We start from the raw sequence: 19,300 nt of genomic DNA on the forward strand, positions 1-19,300 counted from the left end.
TGTGCGAACGGGGCGGATGCAGGGAGCTGAGTGGTCGTCACAGCTCCTGCTGGACACGGGACTTGATGGCGGACACCGACAGCCCATAGCGATCGTGCAGCGTCGGCAGCGCCCCCGCCGCCAGGAACGCATCGGGCAGTCCGATCGGTACGATGCGTACTCCCGCCCCGGCGTATGCCAGGCACGAGGCCACGGACTCGGCCAGGCCGCCGATGACGGTGTGGTTCTCCAGGGTCACCACGAGCCGCCCCTTTGCCGTCTCGCGCAGGATCGTCTCGCTGTCCAGCGGCTTGATGGTCGGGACGTGCAGGACGGCGGCGTCGATGTGGTCGGCCGCCAGTTCCTTCGCCGCGGTCAGGGCCCGTGTGGTCATCAGGCCCGTGGAAATGAACAGCACGTCGCGGCCGGTGCGCAGCTCAGCGGCGCGCCCCAGTTCGAAGCGGTAGTCGTACTCGTCGAGCACGGTCGGCACGGCGCCGCGCAGCAGCCGCAGATACGTCGGTCCCGGAGCGGCGGCCAGGGCCGGGACGGCCTGTTCGATGTCCACGGAGTCGGCGGGATCGACAATGGTCAGGCCGGGCATGCCGCGCAGGATGGCCAGGTCCTCGGTGGCCTGATGGCTGGGGCCGTAACCGGTGGTGAGGCCGGGCAGCGCGCCGACGACATTGACATTGAGCCCGGGCTCGGCGATGTCCAGGCACAGGAAGTCGTAGGCGCGGCGGGTGGCGAAGACGGAGTACGTGGAGGCGAACGGTACAAGTCCGACCTCGGCGAGGCCGGCGGCGGCGCCCAGCATGGACTGTTCTGCCATGCCCATCTGGAAGAACCGGCCCGGATGGGCCTCTCGGAAGATGTGCATGTCGGTGTATTTTGCCAAGTCGGCGGAGAGCCCGACGATTTCCGGGCGCTCTTCGGCGATCCGGGCCAGCGCGTGACCGAAGGGTGCGCGGGCAGTGCGCTGCCCCTCCTCGGCGATCGAGGCGATCATGGCTGAGGTGGTGAGCTTGCGCGGTGCGTTTGTGCTCGTCACGGGGGCGTTCGTGTTGCTGGTGACGGGGGCGTTCATGCGTGGGATTCCTTCCGGTCGCGGTGGTTCTCTGCCAACTGGTCGCGTGCGAGCTGCCATTCGTGTTCCTCGACCCGCATGAAGTGCGCCTTCTCCCGGGTCTCCAGCAGTGGTACGCCGCGTCCGATCCGGGTGTCGCAGACCAGTACGGAGGGCGAGCCCCGGTGCGCGCGTACGGCGTCAAAGGAGGTCAGGAGCGCGCCGATGTCGTTGCCGTCCACCCTGACCGCGTGCCAGCCGAACGCCTCCCACTTGTCGGTGACGGGTTCGGTGCGCAGCACGCCCGTGGTGGGACCGTCCGCCTGGAGGGCGTTGACATCGACGAGGGCGGTGACGTTGTCCAGGCCGTGGTGGGCGCAGGCGAGAGCCGCTTCCCAGGTGGACCCCTCATCGAGCTCACCGTCGGAGAGCAGGTTGTACACGCGTGCCCGGCTGCCCTGGTGGCGCAGGCCGAGCGCCATGCCCGCCGCGACGCCGAGGCCGTGGCCGAGCGAACCGCCGGAGATCTCCATACCGGGCGTGTACGAGGCCATGCCCGACATGGGCAGCCGAGAGTCGTCGCTGCCGTACGTGGACAGCTCCTCGACGTCCAGGATTCCGGCCTCGGCCAGTGCGGCGTACAGGGCGATGGCGTAGTGGCCGATGGAGAGCAGGAAACGGTCGCGTTCCGCCCAATCCGGTTCTTCAGGACGGTAGTTCAGTACGTCCTTGTAGGCGACGGCGAGGATGTCCGCAACGCCGAGGGCCTGCCCGATGTACCCCTGGCCTTGCACCTCGCCCATGTCCAGGGCATGCCGCCGGATGCGGTACGCCGCATCGTGCAGCGCGCTGATCCGCTGTGCCGTGGGGCTGGGGGTGAGAGTGGAATCGGTAGAGCTGCTCACTCTTCAGTGCTCCTTGTCGGTGGAAGAGGACGGGCTCGGGACGAGCGTGCGTGGGGTTGGGTGGGTGTGCGGGCTGGTCGTGGGGGATGCCTGGTCCCGTACCTGCCAGGTTTCGCGGGTCAGCAGCGTTGCCAGGAGTCCGAGCAGGCCGTAGAGGCTGAACAGCGCGGCGGGGCCGGCCCAGCCGGTGGTGGAGTAGAGAGCGGTGGCGATCATGGGGGTGAAGCCGGAGACGACCGCGGAGAGCTGATAGGCGAGCGAGGTGCCGGCCGTGCGCGTCTTGGTGGCGAACAGCTCCGAGAACCAGGCGCCTTGTACTCCGGCCAGGGCGTTCTGGCAGACGCAGTAGCTGACGGCGAAGGTCACCAGGACCAGTACCGCGTTTTCGGTGCCGATGAGCAGGAACATCGGGACGCCCCACAGCAGTGTGACCGCGGAGCCCAGGAGATAGACCGGGCGCCGCCCGATCCGGTCGGAGAGGGCGCCCCACCCAACGGTCGCGATGATGCCGAGGGCGGCGGCCGTCACGAGGGCGGTGAGCGAGACGGTCCCCGACACGTCCGGCGCGGTGTCATCGTCCAGGTAGGACAGTACGAAGGTGATGGACACCGCATAGCCCGCGGTCTCCGCCGTCCGGAGGCAGAAGGCGCGCACCACGTTGCGCCAGTCGTCCCGGACCACCTCCAGCAGTGGGTTCCTGGCCACCTGCCCCGACTGCTTGAGCTCTTCGAACTCCGGTGACTCATCGATCTTCAGCCGGATGAGGATGCCCACGACGATCAGTACGGCACTCAGCAGGAAGGGGACCCGCCAGGCCCAGGAACCGTCCAGCGTGCGGGTGCTGAGCAGGAACGCGAGGTTGGAGAGCAGCAGTCCGACGGGGAAACCGGCCTGGGTGATGCCGGTGTACAGGCCGCGCTTGCGCCACGGCGCGTGCTCGAAGGTCATCAGGATGGCGCCGCCCCATTCGGCGCCGAAGGCGAGCCCCTGCACGATGCGGACGATGACGAGCAGGATCGGCGCCCATAGGCCGATCTGCTGGTACGTGGGCAGACAGCCGATGAGTACGGTGGCGACCCCCATGATCAGCAGGGAGCCGACGAGCACCGGCTTGCGGCCGATGCGGTCGCCCAGGTGGCCGGCGATGATGCCGCCCAGGGGGCGGGCGGCAAAGCCGATGCCCAGCGTGGCGAACGACAGCAGCAGCGCGGACATGGGGTCGGATCCGGGGAAGAACACGTCCCCGAAGTACAGGGCGGCCGCCGTGCCGAAACCGATGAAGTCGTACGTCTCGATGACCGCGCCGACGCCGCAGCCGACGGCGACCCTGCGGCGTTCCGGCGAACCTTCCGCCGCTGGGTGAGCCGGCGGTGGTGGTGGCGTGGAGCTGGTCATGCGGATCCTCCTTGATCGCGATGCGGACGCCTGCCGTGCAGTGTTGACTGTTAACACTCAACAGCGATTGTTGATGGTGGGTGCCGTGATGACGCTTGTCAATGGATCTGACGCGCCTACTTGCGGGATGGCGGGGAGGTCGGCCGTGGATGGTCGGCAGGTCGGCGGTGGACGGTCGGCAGGCGACCGTCAACAGTTGACAGTAGAATTCGCGAGCCACGCGCTGCCGTACAGCACTGAAGGGGGGAACGGCCGTGACCGTTCCGGCGTTGCCGAACCTTGATCGATCGACGTTGCGCGAACGTGCCCTGGTGGCCCTGCGCACCGCGATCACCACAGGTCAATACCGTCCCGGCGACCACCTGGGCGAGGTCGAGATCGCCTCCAGGATGTCGGTCAGCCGCGGCACCGTGCGCGAGGCGCTGCGGCATCTGCAGCAGGAGGGGCTGGTCGTGGCCGGCGCCCGTGGCATGTTGCGGGTGCGCGTCCTGTCGCCTCAGGAAGTGCGCGAGCTGTTCCAGGTACGTGAAGCCCTCGAAGGGCTGGCCGTGGCGCAGGTCATCGCATCCCCGGACCGTGCGGCTGCGGTCGCGGCGCTCCGGGAAGCGTTGCGTCGCCTGGATCAGGCTTTTGAGGTGACGGGCGACCTGGAGGGCCAGGTGGAGGCCGACCTCGCCTTCCATCTCCTGCTGTGCGAACTGTCGGGGAACTCAATGCTGGTGACGACGTGGCGCCATCTTGAGGGGCCGACACGCATCGTGGTGATGAGCGCCGCCGGCGAGCAACGAAAGCTCACCATGTCCGCGGCCCATCACGCGCCCATCGTCGATGCCATCGAGCGCGGGGACGCGGACGCGGCAGTGGCCATCCTGCACGAGCACATGAGCTCCGCCATGGCCAATCTGCAGGCTCGGCAGTGACTGGGTGCAGGTGTCCGGGGTGTGTCAGAGTTCGGTGTCACTCCATTGGTCCAGGAGGATGTCACCGGCGTCACCGTCAGGTTCGGCCGTGCCGTTGTGCAGGGACTGTTCGGTCCAGATGACCTTCCCGCGAGCCGTGTAGCGGGTGCCCCAGCGTTGGGTGAACCGGGCGACGAGCAACAGGCCGCGTCCGCCTTCGTCGGTTGTTTTGGCCCGGCGCAGATGCGGGGAAGTGCTGGAGCCGTCGGCGACCTCGCAGATCAGACTGTCGCGGTCGTGCAGCAGCCGGAGCCGGATCGGCTCGGCGCCGTACCGGATGGCGTTGGTGACCAGCTCGCTGATCACCAGCTCGGTGGCGTAGGCGATCCGGTCCAGGCCCCAGCTCTCCAACTGGCGGAGGGCGTCGGCACGGACGCGGGAGACGGCGGCGGGGTCGGAGGGCACGTCCCAGTCCGCGACCCGGTCCGGGCCCAGCAGCCGGGTGCGGGCCACCAGTAGGGCGACGTCGTCGCTGGGGTGGGCCGGCAGCACCGCATCGAGTACGGCCCGACAGGTTTCTTCCGGGGTACGGCCGGCGGCGCCGGCCAGGGCCGTGCGCAGCAGTTCCAGGCCGGTGTCGAGGTCGCGGTGACGGTCCTCGATGAGCCCGTCGGTGTACAGGACCAGCCGGGAGCCGGCGGGCAGATCCAGTTCAGCGGTCTCGAAGGGCAGGCCGCCGCCCAGGCCCAGCGGCGGGGAGACCGGTACCTCTGGATACTGCACACTGCCGTCCGGATACACCACGGCCGGCCCCGGATGCCCGGCCCGGGCAATCGCACAGCGCCCGGTGACCGGATCGTAGATCGCATACAGGCAGGTGGCGCCGGTGATGCGCTGCGCCTCGCCCTGGGCGGCCGCACTGCCGTCGACTTGCCGCGTCTCGTCCTGCGCGGCCTCGCCGTCGTCGATGCGCGTGACGAGTTCGTCCAGGCGGCCGAGGAGTTCGTCGGGAGACAGGTCCAGAGTGGAGAAGTTGTGCACCGCGGTACGCAGCCGGCCCATCGTGGCCGAGGCGTGCAGGCCATGGCCGACCACGTCGCCCACGACCAACGCCACTCGCGCGCCGGGCAGCGGAATGATGTCGTACCAGTCCCCGCCCACCCCGCCGACTCCGGCCCGGGCGGGCTGGTACCGGTGTGCCACCTCCAGCGCGGACTGCTCGGGCAGCACATGCGGCAGCAGGCTGCGCTGCAGTGTGACGGCCATGGTGTGCTCGCGGGTGTAGCGGCGGGCGTTGTCGATGGACACCGCCGCCCGGGCGGCCAGTTCCTCGGCGAAGGACAGGTCCTCCTGCTCGAACGGCTCGTTCTCCGAACGCCAGAAGTCGGCCGTCCCCAACACCACTCCCCGCGCCCGCAACGGTACGGAAATCAGGGAGTGGATGCCGTAGTCCAGGATTCTCTCGGCGGGCTCCGGGTTGTGTGCGCGCCAGCCGTCGGAGGCGGCCAGATCGGGGACGAGTACGGCGCGGCCGCCCGCCACACGGCCCGTCACGTCGCCCGGTCGACCACCGGTCACGGGACTGCCGGAGGCGATCCGGAACAGCTCACCCACCGGGAGGAGCGGTGGATCGTCGTGAATGCCCCGCAGGGCAGTGCGGCGCATCTCGGCGCTCGCGGCATCCGGCTCCTCCCCGCGTGGGACCGCCTCCAGCAGCTCGACGGTGACGAAGTCGGCGAACAACGGGACCGCCACCTCGGCCAGTTCCTCGGCCGTACGCACCACATCCAGCGTCGTACCGATCCGCACCCCGGCGTCGTAGAGCAACTGCAGCCGCTCCCGGGCGACCTCGGCCCGGCCGGCCAGCGCTCGCAACTCGGTGGTGTCGCGCAGTGTGGCCACGCTGCCCGCCGGGCCGCCGCCACGGCGATCCACGGGCCGTACGTTGACGGCCAGCAGCCGGTCACCGGCCAGATGGACTTCGTCGGTGACACGGCGGCCGGAGGCCAGCAGGTCGGCGGTGCCGGGTGCCAGACCGAGGTCGGTGACCTGCCGTTGCTCCGCGTCCGGCGGCAGGTCGAGGAGCCGCCGCGCCTCGTCGTTGGCCAGCAGCAGCCGCCCGTCGCCGACGATCAGTACGCCTTCCCGTACCGAATGCAGCACCGCGTCATGGTGCTCGTACATCCGGGTCATCTCGAGCGGGCCCAGTCCGCGGGTCTGGCGCCGCAACCGCCGGCTGACCAGCGCCGACCCGCCCGCTGCCAGGACGAGCGCGCCGCCCGCGGCACCGAAGAGCACCGGCAGCTGCCGCTCCACCTTCTCGTTCACGTCCGCGACCGTGACCGAGGGGGACACCATGCCGGCCACCGAGCCGTCCGGCCGGAAGATCGGTACCACTGACTGGACGACGTTCGCCTCTCCGCCGGGCCGGACGGGCCCCCGGGCGTTCTCGATGGTGACGCGGCCGGCCAGCGACGGTCCGATGGTGCCGATGAACTTCCGCCCGATCTGGTCCGGGTCGGGGTGGGTGTACCGGGTCCCGTCCGTGTTGATCACGACGAGGGTGTCGAGTCCCGACCGCTTCCGGATCTCCTGGGTGCGCGGCTGCAGCACCGCGGCCGGGTCGGGACTGTCCAGCGCCGCCACGATCCCCGGGGCATTCGCGAACGCCTCACCGGCGGTCAGTACCTCGGTGCGGGCCGCCTCCGTGGCCTGGCGCCTGGCCTGCACGACCAGCAGCGCCGCGGTGACGGCGACGAGCAGTACCACCACCGCCAGCTGCAGGAGAAACACCTGGCCGGCGACGCTCCGCGGGCTCAGCACGGACCACCCGCGCCGCTCCCGCGACCGGCGGGGCCGACGGGAAGGCGGTACCGCGAACCGGCGGAAGAAACCGTGCATACCCATGATTCCAGTCTTGCCGATCATGGAGGAGCCGAATAATGCGACCAATAGGCCACGAGGCCCAATGGCCACCGGGCCCGGGCGGCGGGACATGCCCGTCCGGACTTACCCGCCCAGGCCTGCCCGCCCGGGCTTACCCGCCCGAGGACGAGGCCAGGTCGACGGCGTCCTCGACCGCCTCGGTCTGTTGCCCGCCGCGGCGCGCGTCCCACGTGGCGAGGTCGACGACCCGGTCGTCCGGGAAGAGTGCGCAGGTCCGGCCGCCGGCCACGAACACACTGCGCGGCGCGGTATCCAACACTGACGCGGCGACGAACGTACCGACGATATGTGTGAAGTCGCAGACCGCGCCGATGCGGAAAAGCGACCGGGATTCCGTAGTGACCTCGTCGCCCCCGGCGCGCAGGACGATGCGCTGATCGGCGGCGATGGCGCGGGTGGTGACGGCGACGGCGATGTTCTCCAGTCCGTCCGAGGCGACCGCGGCCAGGGCCCGTGCCCGGTGTACGGAGAGACGTTCCAGCAGGAAGCGGTCGCCGCCGCGGCCGAGGATGACGGGAATGTCGCGGGCGCGGGCCAGCGGCAGGCAGGCGGCCTGGGGATTGCGTTCCACGGCGACCACCTTGACGCCGAGATCACGCAGCTGGGCGGACAGACGCAGGCCCACCTGGCCCAGGCCGACGACGATGACGTGGTCCCGGCGTGGGATGGAGCGGGCTCCCAGGATGCTGGTCATGCGGTGTCCGGCGAACCGGTCGACCACGCTCGCGGTGAAGACGGCGGCCAGGACCAGAACGCCGAGCATGGAGACGGCGGAGAAGATCTTGTACCAGCCCGGGCCGTGCTCCGCGTGCGGCGAGGAGCCGACCGTGGTGAGTGTGCGGGCGGCGTTCCAGGTGGCATCGGGCCAGGGCTCGTGCAGTACGAGGACGCCGAGTGTGACGTCCACGGCGAGCGCCAGGAGCAGCGCGGTAAAACTCGCGACGAGCACCTTGGCGGACGTACCGAGGGAGCGGAACCAGGACGTGAGGGTGGAGCGTGACCGGACGCCGGAACGGGGTCGGACGCCGGAGTGTGTCCGGTGGTCGGAGCGTGTCCGGTGGTCGGCTCCGGTGGTGAGGGACCGCCTGGGCAGATGCTCGATCGCGGTGGTGACACCTTCGCGGCGGACGCCGACGACCTCGCTGTCGAGGGGCTGGAGGATGGCGTACTGGGGCGCGAGGCAACTGGCCAGCAGGCTGGGCACGATGGCATCGGTCATGCTCAGCACGGTGCAGTTGGGAATGGTCCGGCTGACCTCGTCGGCAACGGTGCGGTCGAAGAGGGTCACCACCAGCCGGACGCCGGGCTCGAGGTGTTCGGCCAGCAGGGCGTAGCGCAGGGCGACGATGTCATCGCGGGAGACGACAGCGATCGCGTCGACGGGGTGCTGCAGTCGCCGGCGCAGGGTGTCGTCGTCGGGGCGGGGCAGCCGGTACGCGGTGCCGCCCCAGCGCTCGACGCATGCGGCGGCCGAGCGGCCCAGGGCTTCGTCGTCCTCGATGATCACAATGCGCTGCCCGGCGGTGGGGGCGTGCAGGCGCGCGTCAGTAGGGGATGCATGGGGTATCTGTGAGCTCAACCCGTCGGCCTTTCTGCAACGTCGGGGCCCGAGCTGCCCCTTACTTGGCTTGCGGGCCCGGCATTGCCTGGTCGAGGCGGGGGCGGGATGTGCCACGGCTCAGCTCGTCCGGTACGCCTGCCTCTCGTCCGGTACGCCTGCCTCGCCATCACGTGCCAGAGGGTGCGGCACGGCCGAGGTGCTGAGCTGAAGCGCTCCTTTTGTAACACGCCCCCACAGGCAGCCGACTCCGCCGCCTGTCACAAATCTCCCGATGGGATTGGTACATATGTCGAATGCGCCTGGGCCGGGAAGATGCGGGTGACGCCCGAGCCGCATCCCATAGGCGGCGCTTATACAGGGCATCGATTTTTGGTCGTGGACCTCGCGTTGTGTGACCCGGTTCACTGTGGCTGCCAGTATGCGTGGCGCTGATCGGGCTCGGCGTCACGTGGGTTACGGCCTCACGTGACGGGCGCGCCTTACGCGGTGCCGCCGCGCGGCGGGTTCGGGTAACACGCCAGGTCGGACCCTCTTCGTGCCTGGAGGAGGTTGCAATGACGCAGACCCCAGCACCTGCCGCGGTGGGCGACGGTACGCCGTCGAAACCGTGGTGGCGACAGCTCTACGTACAGGTGCTGCTGGCGATCGTCATCGGAATCTTCATGGGCTGGCGGTGGCCGGATCTCGCCACCTCGATGGAGCCGATCGGGACCACCTTCATCGCGGCGATGAAGATGCTGATCGGGCCCATTGTGTTCCTGACCATCATCGGTGGGATCGCCGGCGTCGCGGACCTGAAGAAGGTCGGCCTGACCGGCATCAAGGCCCTCACCTACTTCCAGGTGGGCACGATCGTCGCGCTGCTGACCGGCCTGGTCGCCATCAACATCTTCCGTCTCGGTGACGGGGTGCACGCCGACCCGGCCACGATCAGCACGTCGGGCGAGGCCGACGAGTACATCAAGAGCGGTGAGCACCAGCACTGGTGGGAGTTCCTGACCAATCTCGTGCCGCACAGCTTCTTCGGCGCGTTCGTCGAGGGCGACATCCTGCAGGTCATCTTTCTTGCTGTGATCTTCGGTATCGCGCTCAAGAGCGTGGGCAAGGTCGGTGAGCCGGTCATCGCGAGCGTGAACCGCCTGACCGAAGTGGTGTTCAAGGTGCTGGCCTTCATCATGAAGGCCGCCCCGCTGGGTGCGTTCGGTGCGATGTCCTACGCCATCGGTAAGTTCGGGATTTCCACCCTGACCAGCCTCGGCTCGCTGATCGCGCTGTTCTATGTCACCTCGATCCTGTTCGTCGTGGTGGTGCTGGGCGCGGTCCTGGCCGCCTTTGTGAAGCTGAACATCTTCCAGCTCTTCCGCTACTTCAAGGAGGAGTTCTTCCTGGTACTGGGCACCTCGACGGCCGAGCCCGCGCTGCCGGGCCTGATGCGCAAGCTGCAGTTCATGGGCGTGGAGAAGTCCACGGTCGGACTCGTCGTGCCGACCGGCTACAGCTTCAACCTCGACGGCGCGGCCATTTACCTGTCCCTGGCGACGCTCTACATCGCGCAGGCGACGGACACACCGTTGACGATAGGGCAGCAACTGGGCCTGCTCGCGGTGATGTTGCTGACGTCGAAGGGGGCCGCGGGCGTGGCAGGCGGTGGATTCATCGCACTGACCGCGACGCTGTCGACGGTGGGTCATGTCCCGGCCGCCGGCATCATGCTGATCTTCGGTATCGACAAGTTCATGTCGGAATGCCGGGCGCTGGTCAATTTCTATGGCAATGCGGTGGCCACGTTGTTCGTTGCCAAGTGGGAGAACAATCTCGACTTGGCGCGGGCCCGTGCGGTGCTGGCCGGCCATGAGGTACCCGATGCGGCCGTTTCTGCCGATTCCGCTGGTACATTCCGGTGGCGGAGGGGTCATGGACGCCAGGCAGCTTGAATACTTCCTCGCCATCGTCGAACACGGCGGCTTCAGCAAGGCCGCCGCCGCGTTGCATGTGGCCCAGCCGTCCCTCTCCCAGGCGATGGCCAATCTGGAGGCGGACCTCGGAGTCGCGCTCTTTCACCGGGTGGGCCGTGGGGTCGTCCTCAGCGAGGCGGGTGCCGAACTGCTCGCGCCCAGCCGTCGAGTACTGCGCGACATGGCGGCCGTGCGGGACACCGCCGCCTCGCTGTCCGGACTGCGCCGCGGCACGGTGGAGGTGGCGTCCATGCCGTCCCCGGGCATCGAACCGCTGAGCACCCTCATCCACCGTTTCGCCGAACTGCACCCGGGCGTGACGGTGAGTACGCAGGCCGCTTTCACTCCCGAGGAGGTCGTGTCCCTGGTACGCAGCGGTGCCTGCGAGCTCGGCCTCCTGGGATCGGCCGAACCCGTCACCACGGCCGGCGTGGAAGTCCTGCCCATCGAGGAGCAGCCGTTCGTCGTCGTTGCCGCACCGGGTGGGACGGTACGGGACGATGTGGCGATCCGGCAGGGCGACCTGGCCGGGCAGAAACTCATCGCCTCCCGTCCCGGCAGCCTGATGCGCAGCATCGTCGATGACGTCACCGCCGGCGGCACCGGCACCGAAATCGTCACGGTCGTCGACCACCGGACCTCCATCCTCCCCCTCGTACTGACCGGAGTCGGCGTCGCCGTGCTGCCCTCGTCGTGGACGCGGCTGGCACGGCGTTGTGGAGCAGTCGTCGCACCGATCGAGAACACCGCCTACCTCCACGTCGCCATGATCAGCCTGCCGGCCCACCTCACCCCCGGGGCGCGGTCGTTCCTGCAGCTCACGGACTCCTTCGCGCGTCGCCAAACGCGCACCACCGAGACCTGACCCCCTCCCTCCTAACTCATCGTCAGCTCCTATGGGCCATATCGGAAGCAGGTCTTGGACGGGCCCCCGCCCCCCTGTGTTGACTCATCAATCAGGAAGAACCGCCGGCTTCAGGAGGCCCCCATGACCCAGCCCCGCACTTTCCGCATTGCCGCCATCCCCGCCGACGGTGTGGGCGCCGAGGTCGTGGCCGCGGGCCGTACCGTCCTGGACGCCCTGGCCGAGGACTCCCACGGCGCCTTCTCCTTCGACTGGGAGGAGTTCCCCTGGGGCTGCGACTACTACGCCAAGACCGGCAAAATGATCGATGACGACGGCCTCGACCGGCTCAAGGACTTCGACGCCATCTACTTCGGCGCGGTCGGCTGGCCCAACGTGCCCGACCACATCAGCCTGTGGGGCCTGCGCCTGAAGATCTGCCAGTCCTTCGACCAGTGGGCCAACATCCGCCCGGTGCACTTCCTGCCCGGCGTCCAGAGCCCCCTGCGCAAGGCCGATGACACCGAACTCGACTGGGTCGTCGTACGCGAGAACAGCGAGGGGGAGTACGCGGGACTCGGCGGCCGGAACCTCTCCGGCCGCGGCCCCGGCGGCGAAGTCGCGGTCCAGTCCGCCCTGTTCACCGAGGTCGGCTGCGAGCGCATCATGCGCTTCGCGTTCGACCTCGCCCGCACGCGCGCCCGGCGCAAGGTCTCCAGCGTCACCAAGAGCAACGCGCAGCAGTACGGCATGGTCCTCTGGGACGATGTGTTCAAGCGCGTCGCGCAGGACTACCCGGACGTGGAGACCGAGAGCGTACTCGTCGACGCGATGTCGGCGAAGTTCGTCCTGAAGCCCGAAGACCTCTCCGTCGTCGTCGCCTCCAACCTCAACGCCGACATCCTCTCGGACCTCGGCAGCGCACTCGCCGGCAGCCTCGGCCTCGCGGCCAGCGCGAACCTGAACCCGGAGCGCCGCTTCCCCAGCATGTTCGAGCCCGTCCACGGCTCCGCCCCCGACATCGCAGGTCAGGGCCTCGCCAACCCCATCGGAGCCGTCGGCAGCGCCGCCCTCATGCTCGACCACTTCGGCCTGCCCGAGCAGGCCGCCCGCCTGCACAAGGCCATCCGGGCCACCACCGCCGCCGGCATCCTCACCCGCGACGTCGGCGGCACCGCCACCACCGAAGACGTCACCAAGGCCCTCATCGCCCACTTGGCCGACTAGCGGCCGTATCCCAACGAACAGCTTACGGAGGGTGACGTACTGCCGACGCGGCACTGCCAACACTGACGGCAAGCGGGCACGTGCGTATGGCGTCGATTTCCGCCCTAGTGGGTGAGATGTGTGATTAGCCGGTGAACTTTGGGGAACCAGGAGGCAGCAAAGGCAGACAATGTTCGGAGGCGGTATGAACGAGAAGCAGTCGTCGTCTTCAGGCAGGCTTCCGGGACCGCTTCGCGCGATCACGCCGGACCTGCGGCATGTGCCCGGCGTGGAACAGGTGTCGAAGGCGGCCGAGGGCGCGCTGAACGCGGTGGGCATTGTGTCACCGCACGGGCGACGCATCGCGGCGTACACCGGTGCGGGGTTGCTCGGCGTGGCCGGTGTCATCGAATGGCCGATCGCGGTGGCCGGCGCGGCTGCCGTATGGCTGACACAGCCCCGCCCCGAAGAGGACGGACACCGCGGGGCGCACGACGGTCAGGGGCAGCACACGCCGGCTGCCAAGGGCCAGACAAAGAGCCGGCCGAAGAGCCACGCGAAAACCACAACAAAGAGCACAACAAAGAGCACGGCAAAGAGCCCGGCAAAAAGCCAGACGAAGACCACGGCGAAGAGCCACTCCCCGAGCAAGGCCAAGTCCACTGCCAAGGCCACGGCCAAGCCCACTGCCAAGGCGACGGGGAAGGCGACGGGGAAGGCGACGACGAGCGGAGGACGCTCGCGTACCGCATCGGGTACGAAGGCAACGAAGCGGCCCGCAGCGCGGGCAACGGCTTCCTGACCGTGGGTCGGACGTTCGATGAGGGTGGGACATGGTTCTGGGGTTGCTGACCCGTTTGCCCGCGGTCGGATGGGGGGCGGCCCTGTCCGCGCCCGGTTACGTCGCCCGTGGACTGGAGGCGTGCGCCACGGTGGCCGGAGAGGCCATTGATATCGGCTGGCGTGCCGCGTCGGACGGCGCGGCGGCGGTGGCGGAGACCACGGTCCACGTGGCCCATGTGGCACGCAACGCAATGCCGGGCGGGATGGAGGAATGGCGGGCCGGTACCCGGGTGCACCTGGCGTTGCAACCGTCCTCCGACACCGACGACGCCCGGGTACGGCGTGCGGGCGGGGTGGAAGCGGTGGCCCAGAAGGTGGCCACCGCGCTCGCGGAACGTCCGGACGTGCTGCTCGCCTACTGGGACGGCGGCCTGGCGCGGCTGGTGGTCACCGCCTCGCAGGAAGCGGCCACCGACCGTGTCGTGAAGAAGGCCAATGACCTGGCCGAACGGTACGGGCTGAGCCATGCGCCGCTGCACGAGTTCGCGCACCCGGAGGGCACCACGGCGGTGCGGGTCGCCGCGACGGCGCTGGCGCTGGACGCCGTCGGCGTGGCGGCGGCGACGGCAGCGCGCGCGTGGCGCGTACCGCGCTCGTCCAGGGTGGTGACGGCGGGTGTGACGCTGCTGCGGGAGAACCCGCGGTTCCGGGCGTTGCTGAAGAACCGGTTCGGTGCGGCGGGAGCGGACCTGGCCCTCGCGGCGGCGAACGCCGCGGTGCATGGCGCGGGACAGTCGCCCAGCTCGTTGGTACTGGACGGCATGCTGCGCGCGGGACAGCTCGTGGAGAGCGTGGCACGGGCTGCCGTCTTCGACGCCGCCCACGACCGGGTGTGCGCCCCGGAACGCTGCAGCATGACCACGCGCGAGGTCGCGCGGCCGCCGTTGCGTCCGACCCCGGCGCAGGAGTACGCGGCCCACGCCGCCACCGGCAGCATGCTGGGCGCCGCCGCAACGCTGCTGCTCAGGCGGAATCTCAACGAGGCGGCGGAGGCCGTGCTGTCGGGCTCCCCGAAGGCCGCCCGGTACGGCCCGGTGGCCTTCTCCACGGCCCTGGGCAGCGCCCTCGCGCGCTCGGGAGTGCTGATCCGCGACCCCGAGCGGCTGAAACAACTGCAACTGGTCGACACCGTGGTGTTGCATCCCAGTGCGTTGCGTGGCAACAGGCGCACGCTCTGCGAGGTGCATCCCAGTGCGGAGGACTGGGACCGCGACCGGCTGTGGCGGGCCGCCGCTGCGGCCCTGGGCTCGGAAGGGAACGCTCTCCGCCCAGAAGGGAACGACGGCACGCCCGGGGTGGAGCTGCGTCCGGTACCGGGCCAGCCCTCGGCCGAGACGGGCATGATGATCGCCTCGGCCGCCGGGCGGGACGTCGGTACGGTGACGATCGGCTGGGAACTCGACCCGCTGACCGAAGCCGTACTGGACGCGGCCCGGCAGGCGGACCAGTACACCATCGTGGTGGACGACCCGGCGCTGGCCGACTTCGCGGCCCTGGCCGACGAGGTTGTCTCCGCCGAGTGCCCGCTGGTGGATCACGTACGGGGCCGCCAGGCCGACGGGCACGCGGTCCTGACCGTCGCGCGCGTACCGGCCCCGCACGACGCGACCGACGCGCAGACATACGCGGCGGACCACCCGGAGGACGAGGAACTGCTGGCCGGGCTGCTGGGTAGCGATGTGGCGGTGGCCCTCACCGACGACGACAGCGCCGTCGTGTGGGACGCGGACGTCATGGCCTTCGGCGGCCTGAAGGATGTGTGGCGGCTGCTGGTGGCCGTTCCCGCGGCACGGTCCGTGGGCCGGCAGTCGATGATCCTGGCCCGGGCGGGTGCGGCGCTGTCCGGTCTGCTGGTCGCCACCGGCGCCCAGCGACGCGGCCTGTCCTTCCTCACCGGTTCGCAGCACGCCCCGGTCAACGCCGCGGCCATGGGAGCACTCCTGGCGGGGTGGCGGGCGGCCGTCGGCGTGGCCGCCGCATCGGCCCCGCAGCCCCGGCCCCGCGTACCGTGGCACGCCCTGGAACCCGACGAGGCGGTGGCCCGGCTGGAGAGCAACCGCCCCGGCGCACCCACACCGCTGGCCGGTGCGATGACAACGACCCGGGATGTGGCCGCACGGGTGGCGGGCCATCCCGTCCTCGCGCCGGCCCGCTGGTCGGTACGGCTCGCCAACGCGGTACGAGCCGAACTGGACGACCCCCTCACCCCCGTCCTCGCCGTCGGCGCGGCAGCCTCCGCCATCGTGGGATCGGCCGTCGACGCGACCCTCGTCGTCGGCGCGATGGGCATGAACGCACTGGTCGGCGGTGTGCAGCGGCAACGCGCCGAACAGGCCCTGACCGCGCTGGCCAGGGGCCAGAAACAGAAGGCCCGCCGCGCCGGCAGCCGCGACGATGAGGCGCCGACCACGGTCGACGCCACACGGCTGATCCCGGGCGATGTGATCAAACTGGACGTGGGCGACGTCGTCCCCGCCGATGCGCGCCTGCTGGCGCTGACCGGCCTGGAGGTCGACGAGTCTTCACTCACCGGGGAGTCCCTCCCCACCACCAAACAACTCACCGCAACACCGCAGGCAGCCATCCCCGAACGCCATTGCATGGTCTTCGAGGGCACCACCGTGGTCGCAGGGCAGGCCACCGCCGTAGTGGTGGACACGGGAGAGCACACCGAAGCCGGCCGTGCCGTCACACTCGCCTCCCGCACCCCGCCCGCCGCCGGCGTCCAGGGACGCCTGCAGGAACTCACCCGCAAGGCACTCCCGCTCACCTTCGCGGGCGGAGCCGCGGTCGCCGGGCTGTCCCTGCTCCGGGGCCGCCCGATCCGCCAGGCCATCGGGGGCGGCGTGGCCGTCGCGGTCGCCGCCGTCCCCGAGGGACTTCCGCTGGTGGCCACGGTGGCGCAGCTTGCGGCCGCCCGCCGGCTGACCCGCCGCGGCATTCTGGTACGTACTCCCCGCGCCCTGGAGGCCCTGGGGCGGGTGGACACGGTGTGTTTCGACAAGACCGGCACACTCACCGAGAACCGGCTGCGCGCGGTCCGTGTCGCCACCGCCGACGGGACCGTCTGCCGGCCGCACGACGAGGAAGCCGTCGACGTCCTCCGGCTGGCGGGGCGCGCCTGCCCGCCGGAAACCGAGGACACCGCGGGAAAGCAGGCGCACGCCACCGACGAAGCCGTACTGGCCGCCGCCCCTGCCGACCCCGACTGGACCCCCACGGCCGGCCTGCCCTTCGAAGCCAGCCGCGGCTACACCGCCGCCACCGGCGAGACCCCCAACGGGGGCTGCCTGCTCGTGGTCAAGGGAGCGCCCGAAACCGTCCTGGACGCCTGCGTGGGACTCCCGGCGGAGGCGGCCGAGTGGGCCCAGTCCCTCGCGGGTGAGGGCCTGCGCGTACTCGCCGTCGCCACCCGTCCCTTCACCACTGCCCAGGACGCCGACGCACTCGTCAACGAACCTCTGGAGAAACTCGAGTTCAAGGGATTCGTGGCACTCGCCGACGCCCCGCGTCCGGGCTCGGCTCCCATGATCCAAGGGCTGCGGGAGGCCGGGGCGAGGCCGGTCATGCTGACCGGTGACCACCCCCATACCGCTCGCGCGGTGGCCGTGGCGCTGGGCTGGCCGGACGACATCAAGGTGGTCACCGGCGAGGAGCTCGCGGCCTCGGACCGGGCGGGCAGCGCCCGTCTCCTGCGGGACGCCGGGGTCGTCGCCCGCGTCGCTCCCGAGCAGAAGCTCCAGGTGGTCGAGGCGTTGCGGGCCGCGGGCAAGGTGGTGGCGATGGTCGGGGACGGCGCCAACGACGCCGCAGCCATCCGGGCTGCCCATGTCGGTGTCGGTCTCGCAGCGCGCGGCTCGGCGGCTGCCCGTAACGCCGCCGACCTGGTACTGACCGAACCGGACCTGTCCGTGCTGGTCGACGCCATCACGGAGGGACGGGCGCTGTGGCGCAGCGTCGCGGACGCCATCAGCATCCTGATCGGAGGCAACGCCGGCGAGGTCGGTTTCACCGTGCTCGGCACGCTGTTCTCCGGAGCGTCGCCGCTGTCCACGCGTCAGCTGCTGCTCGTCAACCTGCTGACGGACATGTTCCCCGCGATGGCAGTGGCCGTCACACCGTCGGATGTCCAGAACACGGAGGAGTCCGAGTCCGCCACGGCGGGAGCGGGCAGCGCATCGGCCGGTACCAGCGCATCGGCCGGTACCAGCGCACCGGTCGGTACGAGCGCGCTGGGCGCTCCGCTGTTGCGTCAGATCCGCCAGCGGGGTGTGGTGACCGCACTGGGTGCCACCGTCGCGTGGCTGATCGGCCGCTTCACACCCGGCACCGCGCGCCGTACCAGCACCATGGCTCTGTGCGGTGTCGTCGGCGCCCAGCTCACGCAGACCCTGACCGGGCGCCACCGCAGCCCACTGCTGTGGGCGACCACCGTCGGCTCCGCCGCCGCCCTGATGGCCGTCGTACAGACGCCCGGCCTCAGCCACTTCTTCGGCTGCACCCCACTGGGGCCCGTGGCCCTGGCGGGTGTGGCCGCCGCCATCGCGACCACCATCGCGGGCCCGCGCGCCATGCCGCCCCTCGAACGACTCCTCACCCGCGTCCAGAGCCAACTGCGCCCGACGACCCCCGCGCCGACGTAGCCCCTGTCGCACCTCGCTGCGCTCCGACACGGGTAGTCTCGACATCTTGTCGGTGACTCATGGTGTTCTTGATGCGGAGGGTATGCGTGCGAGTGTGGCGACGTTGTATGGACGCGGCTGAGGTGCGGGGGAGTGAAGCACGCGCCGACTATGTGAAGGTCGCGCAGTTCATGCAACGCAGGGAGCCGGCCGGGTACGCGGCGGTGCGGCTGCTGACGCCTGCGCACTTCCAGCCCCACGTGCTGGCCGGTTACGCGTTCGCGTCGTTCACCGACGACCTCTGCGACCAGGGCACGGTGCAGGAGCGGATACGGCGCTTCGACGCCTGGGCAGCCCAGATCCGGGCAGCGCTGGACTCCGGTACCGCCCGGCATCCACTCCTGCGCGCGTTTCTGTACACATCCGCACTGCGTGACCTGCCGCGCCACTGGATCGAGTCCTATCTGGAGGGAGCGCGGATCGACCTGGACTTCCCGGGGTTCGCCACGGAGGCCGACTACCAGACGTACGTGGACCGGCTCACCTGGCCCTTCCTCATGATCACCACGGGGCTGGCGCAGCAGGGCGGCGGCACCCCGGAATTCGCGCAGAGCTGCCGACTGGTCGCCGACGCGGGCCAGCGCACCGACATCCTGACGGACCTGGCCGAGGACCTGCGGGACGGCCGCCTCTACCTCCCCCTGGACGCACTCGCACACCACGGCGTCGACCGCGCCGACCTCGCCGCGGGACGAGACGCCCCCGGCATCCAAGCCCTCCTCTCCGAAGCCGCCAACAAGGCCCACGGCACCCTCCGCGAGGCGTCCCGGCTGCTGGACGAACTCCCTGACGAGTACGGGCCGTTGATACGTTTCGTACTGGATCTGCACCACCAGCGGCTGCAGACGGTGGTGGCCATGGGGTCCGCGGTCACCCGGCGGCCGGCCCGGGACAATCCACTGACCTGCCTGCGCCTACTGGCGAGGGCGCGGCGGCCGCGCGGGGGCCGGTGGTCTGCGCCGCGGGCGCAGTCGACGGGCAGCGCGACGGGTGAAGAACGCATCGCGGCCTGATCTCAG

12 protein-coding genes are annotated in these 19,300 nt (G+C 70.1%); 7 read left to right on the forward strand and 5 right to left on the reverse strand.

The annotated features are described in order from the left end of the window. Nucleotides 1-37: 37 nt before the first annotated feature. From IF04_RS0130510 to IF04_RS0130520, 3 genes are read right to left on the reverse strand one after another with little or no spacing between them, the layout of a single operon-like run. The gene (locus IF04_RS0130510; RefSeq protein ID WP_051831686.1) at nucleotides 38-1,066 is read right to left on the reverse strand and encodes a transketolase family protein; all 1,029 of its coding nucleotides are present in this window, start codon (nucleotides 1,064-1,066) and stop codon (nucleotides 38-40) included. Further along, on the reverse strand, nucleotides 1,063-1,950 hold the full coding sequence (locus tag IF04_RS0130515; RefSeq protein ID WP_051831687.1) for a transketolase: 888 nt from the start codon (nucleotides 1,948-1,950) through the stop codon (nucleotides 1,063-1,065). The genes IF04_RS0130510 and IF04_RS0130515 overlap by 4 nt, the downstream gene beginning before the upstream one ends. Before the next feature lie 3 nt (nucleotides 1,951-1,953). Continuing rightward, entirely contained in the window at nucleotides 1,954-3,345 is a 1,392-nt protein-coding gene (locus IF04_RS0130520; protein WP_051831688.1) for an MFS transporter, read from the reverse strand. A gap of 254 nt (nucleotides 3,346-3,599) precedes the next feature. Between IF04_RS0130520 and IF04_RS0130525 the strand changes: the two genes are divergently transcribed. Further along, complete coding sequence (locus tag IF04_RS0130525) at nucleotides 3,600-4,265, forward strand: GntR family transcriptional regulator (RefSeq protein ID WP_030265133.1); 666 nt, start codon at nucleotides 3,600-3,602, stop codon at nucleotides 4,263-4,265. Between the two features lie 24 nt (nucleotides 4,266-4,289). On the opposite strand, the gene IF04_RS0130530 is transcribed toward IF04_RS0130525, so the two are convergent. Both IF04_RS0130530 and IF04_RS0130535 read right to left on the reverse strand, forming a co-directional pair. Continuing rightward, nucleotides 4,290-7,151 carry a SpoIIE family protein phosphatase gene (locus IF04_RS0130530; protein ID WP_425428475.1) on the reverse strand — a complete coding sequence of 954 codons (2,862 nt, stop codon included), beginning with the start codon at nucleotides 7,149-7,151 and terminating at the stop codon, nucleotides 4,290-4,292. Between the two features lie 130 nt (nucleotides 7,152-7,281). Further along, nucleotides 7,282-8,697: an NAD-binding protein gene (locus tag IF04_RS0130535; protein ID WP_245654564.1), complete on the reverse strand. Its 1,416-nt coding sequence runs from the start codon at nucleotides 8,695-8,697 to the stop codon at nucleotides 7,282-7,284. 608 nt (nucleotides 8,698-9,305) lie between these two features. On the opposite strand from IF04_RS0130535, the gene dctA reads away from it, so the two are divergent. The 6 genes from dctA to IF04_RS0130565 all read left to right on the forward strand — a co-directional run bounded on the left by dctA (nucleotide 9,306) and on the right by IF04_RS0130565 (nucleotide 19,294). Continuing rightward, nucleotides 9,306-10,685, forward strand: a complete 1,380-nt coding sequence (gene dctA / locus IF04_RS0130540; RefSeq protein ID WP_078600997.1) for a C4-dicarboxylate transporter DctA — start codon at nucleotides 9,306-9,308, stop codon at nucleotides 10,683-10,685. Further along, complete coding sequence (locus IF04_RS0130545) at nucleotides 10,666-11,571, forward strand: LysR family transcriptional regulator (protein WP_030265142.1); 906 nt, start codon at nucleotides 10,666-10,668, stop codon at nucleotides 11,569-11,571. The genes dctA and IF04_RS0130545 overlap by 20 nt, the downstream gene beginning before the upstream one ends. Before the next feature lie 123 nt (nucleotides 11,572-11,694). Further along, nucleotides 11,695-12,777, forward strand: a complete 1,083-nt coding sequence (locus IF04_RS0130550; RefSeq protein ID WP_030265143.1) for a tartrate dehydrogenase — start codon at nucleotides 11,695-11,697, stop codon at nucleotides 12,775-12,777. 184 nt (nucleotides 12,778-12,961) lie between these two features. Further along, nucleotides 12,962-13,558 carry a hypothetical protein gene (locus tag IF04_RS38910; protein WP_157847730.1) on the forward strand — a complete coding sequence of 199 codons (597 nt, stop codon included), beginning with the start codon at nucleotides 12,962-12,964 and terminating at the stop codon, nucleotides 13,556-13,558. A 31-nt stretch (nucleotides 13,559-13,589) separates the two neighbouring features. Beyond that, nucleotides 13,590-18,242: a cation-translocating P-type ATPase gene (locus tag IF04_RS0130560; RefSeq protein WP_030265145.1), complete on the forward strand. Its 4,653-nt coding sequence runs from the start codon at nucleotides 13,590-13,592 to the stop codon at nucleotides 18,240-18,242. Between the two features lie 122 nt (nucleotides 18,243-18,364). Continuing rightward, entirely contained in the window at nucleotides 18,365-19,294 is a 930-nt protein-coding gene (locus IF04_RS0130565; RefSeq protein WP_157847731.1) for a phytoene/squalene synthase family protein, read from the forward strand. The last annotated feature ends 6 nt before the right edge of the window (nucleotides 19,295-19,300 follow it).

Origin of the sequence: Streptomyces violens, from assembly GCF_000717745.1 — a bacterium.
Lineage (GTDB): Bacteria > Actinomycetota > Actinomycetes > Streptomycetales > Streptomycetaceae > Streptomyces > Streptomyces violens.